Genomic DNA, 10,650 nt, shown 5'->3' with positions numbered 1-10,650 from the left:
TCAAATCACTTGCTTTTATAACACCAAAAATATTTGAAAAAATCAAAACATTTTCATCTATATAATTTTGTTCATTTTTATCTAAATTATTATAATTTAAATAATCATAAGCAACACCTTCATATCTTTGAATTGCTTTTTTAAGAGGTAAAGAGAAGATATCGACTCTATATTTTTCTATTACATCATCTTTTTTTGTTCCAAAAAGTTTTTCTAAATCACTTTTTGATGCAGTTTTTAAAAAATCATTATATGCTTTTACAATCTTTGCTCTTTTGTTAAAAAGCTCTGGAAATATAAAATTATTTTTACTAAAATCAATTTTATCACCACCAGAAATTTTTGTCTCACTTGGAGAAAATAGTATTTTCAATTTAAACTCTTTTTTTATAATTATAATTAGGAGAGATATCTCCTAATTTTTACCAAGAAAATGCAATAGCTAAATTAACACTTGCTTGTTTTGGTAATTTTGTTCCATCTATATGAGTAGATTTACTTGCCATTTGAGCAGATAATTCAACAGGTCCCATAGAAACTCCAGCTGTGTATATCAAACCAGAATCATCATTGCTTGATAAATTCTTCATTACTCCAGCATTTAAATCAAGAATAAATAGATCAAAACTAGCACCTCCTCCTACATATCTTGATTTCATACCATTTATTGATTCATTTTCAGTTAAATCAACATCAAAAGCAAGTTCTACAAAACTAATTTTATATGCAGCTCCAGCTCTTACCATTGGATCTAATTTAAACTCCCCACCATTTATTCTATCAAAACTAGGAGAATTTAAATTTTTTCCCACAAGAGCCAAAGTTAAATCTTCATCAAAAGATGGATTATATGCAACTCCCAAATCTAAACCAACTGTTGTAGAATCTTTTTTATTTTTGTCAAAATCATCACTTATATCTTTATCGCTTGAAAAACTATGAAAACTACTATATGTAGTTCCTTTCATTAGCTTAAAAGCTCCTCCTAAATAGATATCTCCAAAATCTGTACCAAAAGCATGTCCATAGGCAACTGGTATCTCAATAACAGCAAGACCATCTAGCTGAACTCCTGTATTTCCAATACCCTCATCCATTGCATAGATTAAAGAACTATTTTCATAATATGCTTGATTACTAACTGTAACACTATTATCTGAATTTAATTCATAATAGTTTGTACCATTTTTAAATATTAATCTGTTATATTTTTGATCTACTTTTGAAGTTCCAGCAACATCAGCATTTGCAAAAATACCAAAACCAAAGTTTTTAATCGCAAATGCTACATCAACTGTTGGTGCTACATTAAAAGATTGATTGTTTGCTCCTAGGATAATATTTTTTGATTGATTTAATTTTGTTAAATCATCAATTGAAACTCCACTCAAACCTGTTGTATTTTCAGCCAGCTCAACTAAATCAGAAAAATTTAAATCGTCCAGTTGACTAACTGTATCCAAAACTCCATTATCTCTATATCCAACTCCAACTCCTGTGTGAAATGCAAAAGTTTTTTTATTTTTTGCTAATAGAGCTGGATTATTGTAACTTGCAAGTGATGATGGTGATGTAGCAATACCAGCTCCACCCATTGAAGTTGCTTTTGAACCTAAAACTTGAAAACTAGCTGCATTTAAACTTGTAGTAAGTAGTGTTGCAGCAACTATTGATTTTGTTATTTTTTTCATACATTCTCCTATTTCTATAATTGCAAAATTATAACAAGAAATAAAAGATTTGTATCAAAAATTACCAACATAAGATAAAAGCTTGTTATGATCTAAAATTTTAATATGACCTTTATCATTTTCTATAACACCATCTTTTTTTAGTTTTGCAAGTTGTCTTGAAAATGTTTCAGCAGTTATATTTAATATTTGTGCAATCTTTATCTGTCTTAAGTTTTTCAATAACTCTTCATTTTCTAACAAAAATTTCGCTATTTTTTCAATACTATTTAAAGATACATTATAGTTTATAAAACTCTCTAAATATTTTATCTTTTTAGTTAAAGATTTTATAAAAAACATTGCAATTTGTGGTTTTAATAAAAACTCATCTTTAAATTTTCTATAATCTATTAAAATAACTTCACAATCAGTTTCACAAGAGCAATTTGCTAAAAAATTTATCTCTTCATAGTTTACAATTTCAGCTATTAAAGATGGAGCTATTAGATTATGAATTATTATCTCATTATCTTTAAAATCATGAGTATAAAGCTTTACTATTCCTTTTGTTAAAAGGTGTAAAAACTTTGGTTCATCCCCTTTGTAAAAAAGTATCTCATCTTTTTGATACTTTTTTTTAAATGATATCTCTTTTAGCCTATCTAAATCTTTTTTATCTAAAAAATTAAAAAACTCATAATCATCAAAAACTTTTCTCATATTTTGTTCCTTTCTCTTGATAACTATCAAGAAAATATTTTGTATTGTATGCAAAAATTATAAAAATAGAGTAAAGAAGATTTTATGACAAGTGAAAAATTTATAAGTGAAGTTAAAACTCTTAAGAAGTTTTATGAGTTATATTGTATAGATAAGCATCAAAATCAATATAATAAATCTGAAATTCAAATATATAAAGATTTAAAAATAGATATAGATTTATATCTTTGCAAAGAGTGTTTTGAAGCAATTAACTACTCATTTACTAAACTACAAAATTGTCCCCACGAAACTAAACCAAGATGTAGAAATTGTCCAAAACCTTGTTATGAAAAAGATAGATGGAAAAGTATTGCAAAAGTTATGAAATATTCAGCTATAAAACTCTCTCTTGGAAAAATTAAATCAAGGGTTATGAATCTTTTTAATTAATCTACCAAATAATAGCTTCTTTATTTAAAGATTTTAAAATATCATTTGTTTTAGAGAAGTGTTTACAAGCAAAAAATCCTCTATATGAACTAAGTGGGCTTGGGTGTGGAGCTATTAAAATATGATGTTTTTTTCTATCTATTAATTTTGTTTTTGAAATAGCAGGGCTTCCCCAAAGAATAAAAATAGTATCTTCGCAATTATCGCTTATATATTTAATTATATTATCTGTAAAAACTTCCCAACCAAGATTATGATGAGATTTTGGTTTTGCCTCTTCTACAGTTAAAATTGTATTTAAAAGAAGCACTCCTTGTTTTGCCCAAGGTGTTAAATCTCCATCTTCACAAATAGATTTTTTGCCCAAATCACTGTTTATCTCTTTTAATATATTTTGCATAGATGGTGGATTTTTTATATTAGCTGGAGTTGAAAATGCCAAACCTTGGGCTTGTCCAAAACCATGATATGGATCTTGTCCTAATATTACAACTTTTAGATTATCAAGTTTTGTCAAAGAAAAAGCTTTAAAAATATTTTTTTTCTCAGGAAATACTGTAGTAGTTTCATATCTTTTGTTTATCTCTTTTTCTAAAGATTTATAGTAATCTTTTTGTTTCTCTAAATCTATAATATCTTCCCAAGTCATTTATCTAATCTTTATTTTGATTTTTAGTAGTTATTTTTATAAGTAGTTTGAAAGAGACAATTTTGCCCACTTGGTCAAAATTATAAATTTTGTATCCTAAGTGTGGCAAACTCTTGTTGAGTGAAAATTACTTATAAATTAAGCAATTATTTTTATAAAACTGGTGATTTAATAACCATCATTTTTTGATTTTGCATCTCTCTCATAGAGTCTGGAATTCCACCAAGTCCTAATCCTGAAGTTTTAGCTCCACCAAATGGCATCCAGTCAACTCTAAATGCTGTATGGTCATTTACCATAACTGCTGTTGCATTTAATCTTTTTATAGATTTTAAAGCTGTATCAATATTTTTTGTAAATACTGCTGCTTGGAATGAAACATCTAGTTGATTTGCTCTAGCAATTGCTTCATCTAAAGTTTTATATGAATATACACAAACAACTGGTCCAAAAATCTCTTTTTGAGAGATAATCGCATCATCACTTGGATTAAAAATAACTGTTGGTTCAAAACAAGAATCAGAGATTCTTTTTCCACCTGTTAAAATTTTTCCACCTTTTGTAACTGCTTCATTTACCCACTCTTCAACTCTGTTTACTTCATTGTGATTAATTAGTGGTCCAACTTCAGTTTTTGGATCAAGTTGATTTCCAACAACTAGTTTTGAAGCTTTTTCGGCAATTTTAGAAGCTACTGTGTCTGCAATTGATTCATGAACAAAAATTCTTTGAACTGATACACAAACTTGACCAGCGTGATAAAATCCACCTTTTACTAAATCTGGAATCATAGCTTCAATATCTGCATCTGGCTCAACAATAACAGGTGCAACTCCACCATGCTCTAATGCACTTCTAGTTCCTGGAGATGATTTAGAGTTTAAATACCAACCAACAGGACCAGAACCAATAAATGTAAAGAATGCTGTTTTAGGACTTGTTACTAATAACTCTCCAGCATTTCTATCACAAACAACAGCTTGAGCCCAACCATTTGGTAAACCAGCCTCTTTTAAAATCTCTACTAATTTAATCGCACTCATTGGAGTTTGAGTTGCTGGTCTAATAATTACTGGACATCCAACAGCAATTGCTGGAATTACTTGATGAACAGCAAGATTAAATGGGTGATTAAATGCAGAAATTGCAGCAACAACACCTATTGGCTCTTTCATTGTGTATGCAATTCTATTTGCACTTGATGCTGTGTGACCCATAGCAATCTCATGACCTTCTTGAAGTCCTATTTGCTCAATAGCAATTTTAATTCCATTTATAGCTCTTTGAATTTCAACTTTAGAGTCAATATATGGTTTTCCACCTTCACTTGCACAAAGGATTGTAAGCTCTTCAACTTGAGAACTCATAATTTTCATAACATTTTCTAAAATCTCTATTCTTTTATATTTTGGAATCCAATTATCTCTATCTAAAAAAGTTTTATGTGCTAAATCAATAGCTGCTTCAACCTCTTCATAAGTGTTAAATTTTACAGTTCCAACTACTTTTCCATCAAATGGTGATGTAACTTCTATCGTACTCATATTTTCTCCTTTGAATTTTAATTTTAAAGATTAAAAAAGGGGCTTTAAATCTAAAGCCCCTTTCTAAGATTGTTTAGATTAAACTAAACAAGTTTTATTTGGTAGTAACTCATTTAAGATTGAGTGATTTAAAGAGTAATCAACTGCTAAATCAATTAAATGTACACCTTTGCTATTTACACATTTTTCTAAAGTAGCTTCAAACTCTTCAACAGATTTTGGTCTATAACCATGAGCTCCATAAGATTCAGCATATTTAACAAAATCAGGGTTTCCAAGATCAAGTCCAAATGACTCAAATCCCATTCCTGTTTGTTTCCATTTAATCATTCCGTATGCATTATCATTTAGAATAATTACAGTTAAATCAAGTCCTAATCTAACAGCTGTCTCCATCTCTTGAGAGTTCATCATAAACCCACCATCTCCACAAACTGAAACAACTTTTTTATTTGGATTGATCATTTTTGCCATCATTCCAGAAGGAAGTCCAGCTCCCATAGTTGCAAGTGCATTATCTAGTAAAAGTGTATTTGGTTTTGCACATCTATAGTTTCTTGCAAACCATAATTTATAAACACCATTATCAAGCGTTACAATATCTTCAGCAGCTAATGTTTGTCTAATAGCTCTTACAGCTCTTTGAGGTAAAATTGGGAATCTATTATCACCAAAATATTTTGATAATCTAGTTCTAATCTCTTCTGCCATTCTTGTATAGTAATCAAAATCCCAGTGAGCTTGAACTTTTATTTTCTCAGTTATTTTTGCAATATTACTTGCGATATCTCCAACAACATCCATTTGTGGGAAGTAAGTATCATCTACTTCAGATGGGAAGAAGTTAACATGCATAACTTTTGTTGCACCCTCTTTATTTGACATAAAAAATGGTGGTTTTTCAATAACATCGTGTCCAACATTGATAATTAAATCTGCTCTATCAATTGCACAGTGAACAAAATCATCTTTACTTAATGCAGCAGCACTTAAACACATTGGGTGATTTTCATCAATAACACCTTTACCCATTTGAGTAGAGAAGAATGCCATACCAGTTTTATTTACTAAATCTGTTAAAGTATTTCCTATTCTTGTTCTATTTGCACCTGCCCCAATTAAAAGTAGTGGTCTTTTAGCTTTTTCAATCATAGCAACTGCTTCTGCAATAACCTCATCAACTGCTGCTGGATATTTTACATTGTAAACTGGATAGATTGTTGTATCAGCATCTACAGGTTCGTGTGCAATATCTTCAGGTAGTTCAATATGAACAGCACCAGGTCTTTCAGTTGTTGCAATTTTAAATGCATCTCTTACAACAGAAGGGATATTATGAACATTTACAATTTGTTTTGCAAATTTAGTCATCGGTCTCATCATTCTAACAATATCAATGATTTGGAATCTTCCTTGTTTTGATTTTTTAATTGGTTTTTGACCAGTTATCATCATCATAGGCATTCCACCTAATTGTGCATAAGCAGCACAAGTAGCAAAGTTTGTAGCACCAGGGCCTAAAGTTGCTAAACAAACTCCAACTTTTCCTGTTAATCTTCCATAAGTTGCAGCCATAAATCCTGCACCTTGTTCATGTCTTGTTAATATAAGTTTAATATTTGATTTTCTCATAGCTTCCAAGAAATCTAAATTCTCTTCACCAGGAACACCAAAAATGTACTCAACACCTTCGTTTTCTAATGCTTTTACAAATAAATCTGATGCATTCATTTTATTACTCCAAAATTTTATAATGATTTAATTATACCGTTTTATAATTAACCGTTTTTAATGAAAATTCAATCTCAATTTATATTTGAAAATATAATTGATAAACAGTTGCTATTATAGCCACAATATAGTTTAGTTTTATTAATATGCAACTTTTTTTTTCAATCTAAAGATTATTTTTGTAAAAAAGTTACACTTTTATTTAGAACGCCTATTTTTAGGGCTTTTATTTTTACAATATTTACATAAATTTTGTTACATAAAATCTCAATTTATGAAAATATTGGTTAAACTTCTATTTTTATTATAAAGGTTAAATATGAAAAAAACACTTATTTTTGATTTAGATGGAACACTTTTAGACTCTATTTATGATATTGCTCTGTGTATGAATGAAGTTTTAACAAGCTTAAAATTAGATACTTATAAAATAGATGAATATAAATATTTTGTTGGAAGTGGAATGGATGTTTTAATAGATAATGCTTTAAAGAATAGTATTGAATTAAAAGATGAAGCCACAAAAAGATTTAAAGAACTTTATGAATTTAATCTTCATAAAAATACAAAACCTTATGATGGCATTTATGAACTTTTAGATGAGCTTGTTAAATTAGATTGTAATTTAACAGTTTTATCAAACAAACCAGATTTTATGACAAAAGAGTATGTAAAAACATTATTTAAAGATTATCCATTTTTAGAAGTTCATGGACAAAAAGAGCAACAAGCTAAAAAACCAGATCCTATTCAAGCACTAAATATTGCTTCAAAACTAAAAATTAATCCAAGTGAGATATTTTTTGTTGGAGATACAAAAGTTGATATGCAAACAGCAAAAAGTGCAAATATGAAGGCAATTGGTGTTTTATGGGGCTTTAGAGATGAAAAAGAGCTAAAAGAGCATGGTGCTGATTTTATTGTAAAAGAGCCTTTGGAGATTATAAATATTATCAAATAATATTGACAAATGATATTTATGGTTATATAATAGAACCCATTTTAAAATAAAGGATTCAAAAATGTCAAAAGTAATAAAACAATTAAATCAAATTCAAGCTGATGCACATGCTCTTTATGTAAAATTACATAATTATCACTGGAATGTAAAAGGTATGGATTTTCATCCAGTTCATAACTACACAGAAGGTGTTTATGATGAGATGTCAACTCTGTTTGATGATGCTGCTGAAAGAGCGATAATTTTAGGTGGGAAAGCACTTTTAACAATTGATGATTTAGTAAAAACAACAAAAATAAAAACTGAAACAGGTGATAGTTTTAAATCAAAAGAGATTGTTGAAAAAATTACTGAAGATTTCAAATACCTTTTAGAAGAGTTTAAAAAACTAAGCGCTCTTGCAGGTGAAAATGCAGACAAAGGAACAGAAGCTTTTGCAGATGAGAAAGTTGCAAAACTTGAAAAAGATTTATGGATGCTATCTAGCATGACAAAATAGTGATTAAGGGATTTTCCCTTAATCATCTCTTCTTTTTAACTCACTTATATACAATACATTTTAAAGAGTCTTTATGAAAAAATCAACTAGCCATATATATTTAATTATTCTATTATCTATTTTATCTTCAGTTGCTCCAATAGCAACAGATACTTATCTTCCATCAATTCCTGAAATTGCAAAATATTTTGATGTAAATATACATAAAATTGAACTATCTTTATCAATATTTTTAATAGGTTTTGCAGTTGGACAGATTTTTGGTGGACCAATTTCTGATAGATATGGAAGAAGATTTGGTTCTATTTTGGGACTTATTGGTTTTGCTTTTTTTAGTTTTTTAATAATATTTAGTTCAAATGTTTATGAACTTTGGATATATAGATTTTTAGAGGCATTTTTTGGAGGAATTACAGTTGTAAATGCAGCTGCTGCTGTAAGAGATAGATTTAAAGGGCAAGAGGCTGCAAAGGTATTTTCATTGATTGGGATTATTAGAAGTATTGCACCTTTATTGGCTCCTGTTTTTGGTGCTTTAATAATACATTTTTATCCATGGGAAGGTATTTTTGTATTTCTAACAATATACTCTTTATTTGTAGCATTTTTAGTCTACAAAGATTTGCCAGAGAGTTTTGTAAAAAGTGAGCAAAAAGTTTTAGAGTCCTATAAATCTGTTCTAACACACAAAAAAGCTATGAAAGCTATGTTGGTACTTGCTATTAGTTTTGGAGGTTTTTTTATATTAATCGCCAAAACATCATTTATATATATTGAATATTTTGGAATAAAAACAGACTATTTTCCACTATTTTTTGGAATAAATTTTATTATTTTAATGTTTATGATAAAAGTAAATGTAAATCTTCTTAAAAAATATAATGCTTTGAGTATTGTAAAATTTGCAATACTTTTTCAAATAGTTGTTGGATTAATTTTTATTTTAATTCACCAAAATATAACTTTGATTCAAACTGTTATTGTTTTGGCTGCTTATATGAGTATGATGGCTTTTGTTTTTGGAAATTGTATGGCAATTGCTCTTGAGCACTTCTCAAAAAATGCTGGAGTTGCTAGTGGAGTTATTGGTGTTTTACAGTTTGGTTTGGGAGCACTTATCTCATCTATTGCGCTATATTTTGATGATAATGGATTTTTTATAATAGCTTTTAGTATAACTTTATTATCTTTTATATCTTACTTAATAATTAGAAGCTATAAAGCTTAAATCTACTTTTTAAAGTAGATTTTTGTACTTAAGCCTCTATATTTTTTATTATTATAAATATATTCACTATTTGCTACTTCTATGGTTGCATTATGTCTTATATTAATACAATTATGAGTCATAGATAGACCTATTCCTGTACCTAAACTTTGATGTTTTGTTGTAAAATATGGTTCAAAAACTCTATTAATAATAGCTTTATCTACACCTTTTCCGCTATCTTTTATCTCTATTATAAACAAATCTTTATCACTTTTTGTACTTACAAATATATATCTATCTTCTGTCTGTTTTATTAAAGCATCTTTTGAATTTGTCAAAATATTTATAAAAGATTGAATCAACTCATTTGGATAGGCTTTTAAAAGCAAATCTTCATCAAAATCAACCACTATATTAATACTATTCACCTTTGCAATTGGATTAAAAATATTTAAACTCTTTTCTAAAATAGATACTAAACTAGTAGATTCTAAACTCTTATCATCAACTACAAAATTGCTAATATCTTCTATTGTATTTGATAGATAATTTACCTGTTGTAAAATAAGATTCATATCTTTTTCAAAGTCATAACTATTTAGCTTATCATATTTTTTCAATATATTTATGCCACTTGCAATCGAGCTTATAATACTTAAAGGTTGTCTCCATTGATGTGCAATATTCTCCAACATACCTTTCATTGAAAAAAGTTTAGCTTGTTCTTTTAATATGTTATCACTTGTTAAATCTTTCATATTAATCAAAATATGCTCTTTGTCTGGTAACCAAGATGAAAAAATCCTAGAATCAATTTTTCTATATTTTCCAATACAAGATTTATCAATAGTTATATTTTGAATATCCCCTTTTATAAACTCTTCATTTAGTGCTTTTACTCTTTGAATATCTTCAGGTGCAGTTAAAGCAATACAAGATGTTTGCAAAAGCTCTTCTTGAGTATATCCTGTTAATTCACAATAAGTTTTATTTACTTTAATAAAATTTGTATCTTTGTCTATTATTGCTAAGCCATCTATTGTATTGTTAAATATTGTTTCTAAAAGCTCTTGTTGCTCTTTTAAAGCAAATCTCTCTTGCTCTATTTTTTGTTTTGCAACTGTTAATTCTGTAATATCTTGAACTGTTCCATGTGATATTAAAGCTTTTTTATTCTCATCAAAAATTGTTTTACAATCCTCTTTTACATATTTAATCTCTTTGTTGCTTA

General features: G+C 28.2%; 11 protein-coding genes. 4 read left to right on the top strand and 7 right to left on the bottom strand.

Features of this window, described 5'->3' with window-relative positions:
* The 3 genes from yaaA to WC168_RS08030 form a co-directional block, all read right to left on the bottom strand.
* The coding region (gene yaaA / locus WC168_RS08040; protein ID WP_372618577.1) for a peroxide stress protein YaaA at positions 1–373 on the bottom strand (373 nt) is incomplete at its 3' end.
* Positions 374–422: 49 nt separating this feature from the next.
* A complete protein-coding gene (gene traF, locus WC168_RS08035; RefSeq protein WP_279132819.1) occupies positions 423–1,691 on the bottom strand; it encodes a conjugal transfer protein TraF in 1,269 nt (422 codons plus the stop codon).
* 54 nt (positions 1,692–1,745) lie between these two features.
* The gene (locus WC168_RS08030; RefSeq protein WP_066159946.1) at positions 1,746–2,393 is read right to left on the bottom strand and encodes a Crp/Fnr family transcriptional regulator; all 648 of its coding nucleotides are present in this window, start codon (positions 2,391–2,393) and stop codon (positions 1,746–1,748) included.
* A gap of 84 nt (positions 2,394–2,477) precedes the next feature.
* Between WC168_RS08030 and WC168_RS08025 the strand changes: the two genes are divergently transcribed.
* Positions 2,478–2,825, top strand: coding sequence for a nitrous oxide-stimulated promoter family protein (locus WC168_RS08025; RefSeq protein WP_066159949.1), 348 nt, complete (start codon positions 2,478–2,480; stop codon positions 2,823–2,825).
* A gap of 1 nt (position 2,826) precedes the next feature.
* On the opposite strand, the gene ung is transcribed toward WC168_RS08025, so the two are convergent.
* The 3 genes from ung to WC168_RS08010 all read right to left on the bottom strand — a co-directional run bounded on the left by ung (position 2,827) and on the right by WC168_RS08010 (position 6,749).
* The gene (gene ung, locus WC168_RS08020) at positions 2,827–3,474 is read right to left on the bottom strand and encodes a uracil-DNA glycosylase (RefSeq protein ID WP_279132822.1); all 648 of its coding nucleotides are present in this window, start codon (positions 3,472–3,474) and stop codon (positions 2,827–2,829) included.
* Between the two features lie 152 nt (positions 3,475–3,626).
* A complete protein-coding gene (locus WC168_RS08015) occupies positions 3,627–5,018 on the bottom strand; it encodes an aldehyde dehydrogenase family protein (RefSeq protein WP_279132823.1) in 1,392 nt (463 codons plus the stop codon).
* Between the two features lie 78 nt (positions 5,019–5,096).
* Complete coding sequence (locus tag WC168_RS08010; RefSeq protein WP_279132825.1) at positions 5,097–6,749, bottom strand: acetolactate synthase large subunit; 1,653 nt, start codon at positions 6,747–6,749, stop codon at positions 5,097–5,099.
* A gap of 319 nt (positions 6,750–7,068) precedes the next feature.
* Here WC168_RS08010 and WC168_RS08005 point away from each other — a divergent pair, with 319 nt between their 5' ends.
* The 3 genes from WC168_RS08005 to WC168_RS07995 all read left to right on the top strand — a co-directional run bounded on the left by WC168_RS08005 (position 7,069) and on the right by WC168_RS07995 (position 9,437).
* Positions 7,069–7,710 carry an HAD family hydrolase gene (locus WC168_RS08005; protein WP_066407109.1) on the top strand — a complete coding sequence of 214 codons (642 nt, stop codon included), beginning with the start codon at positions 7,069–7,071 and terminating at the stop codon, positions 7,708–7,710.
* A gap of 61 nt (positions 7,711–7,771) precedes the next feature.
* A complete protein-coding gene (locus WC168_RS08000; protein ID WP_109065523.1) occupies positions 7,772–8,209 on the top strand; it encodes a DNA starvation/stationary phase protection protein in 438 nt (145 codons plus the stop codon).
* Between the two features lie 73 nt (positions 8,210–8,282).
* Positions 8,283–9,437: a multidrug effflux MFS transporter gene (locus tag WC168_RS07995; RefSeq protein WP_082946472.1), complete on the top strand. Its 1,155-nt coding sequence runs from the start codon at positions 8,283–8,285 to the stop codon at positions 9,435–9,437.
* A gap of 2 nt (positions 9,438–9,439) precedes the next feature.
* On the opposite strand, the gene WC168_RS07990 is transcribed toward WC168_RS07995, so the two are convergent.
* Positions 9,440–10,650: PAS domain S-box protein (locus WC168_RS07990; RefSeq protein WP_372618573.1), on the bottom strand; the 1,211-nt coding region annotated here is incomplete at its 5' end.

Origin of the sequence: Aliarcobacter sp., assembly GCF_041672065.1 — a bacterium.
Lineage (GTDB): Bacteria > Campylobacterota > Campylobacteria > Campylobacterales > Arcobacteraceae > Aliarcobacter > Aliarcobacter skirrowii.
The sequence above is the reverse complement of the archived record's forward strand: the minus strand, read 5'-3'. Positions and strand labels throughout refer to the sequence as shown.

Coding starts and splice junctions, on each gene's coding strand:
- traF (WP_279132819.1), bottom strand. CDS start 1,691: ATGAAAAAAATAACAAAATCAATAGTTGCTGCAACACTACTTACTACA.
- WC168_RS08030 (WP_066159946.1), bottom strand. CDS start 2,393: ATGAGAAAAGTTTTTGATGATTATGAGTTTTTTAATTTTTTAGATAAA.
- WC168_RS08025 (WP_066159949.1), top strand. CDS start 2,478: ATGACAAGTGAAAAATTTATAAGTGAAGTTAAAACTCTTAAGAAGTTT.
- ung (WP_279132822.1), bottom strand. CDS start 3,474: ATGACTTGGGAAGATATTATAGATTTAGAGAAACAAAAAGATTACTAT.
- WC168_RS08015 (WP_279132823.1), bottom strand. CDS start 5,018: ATGAGTACGATAGAAGTTACATCACCATTTGATGGAAAAGTAGTTGGA.
- WC168_RS08010 (WP_279132825.1), bottom strand. CDS start 6,749: ATGAATGCATCAGATTTATTTGTAAAAGCATTAGAAAACGAAGGTGTT.
- WC168_RS08005 (WP_066407109.1), top strand. CDS start 7,069: ATGAAAAAAACACTTATTTTTGATTTAGATGGAACACTTTTAGACTCT.
- WC168_RS08000 (WP_109065523.1), top strand. CDS start 7,772: ATGTCAAAAGTAATAAAACAATTAAATCAAATTCAAGCTGATGCACAT.
- WC168_RS07995 (WP_082946472.1), top strand. CDS start 8,283: ATGAAAAAATCAACTAGCCATATATATTTAATTATTCTATTATCTATT.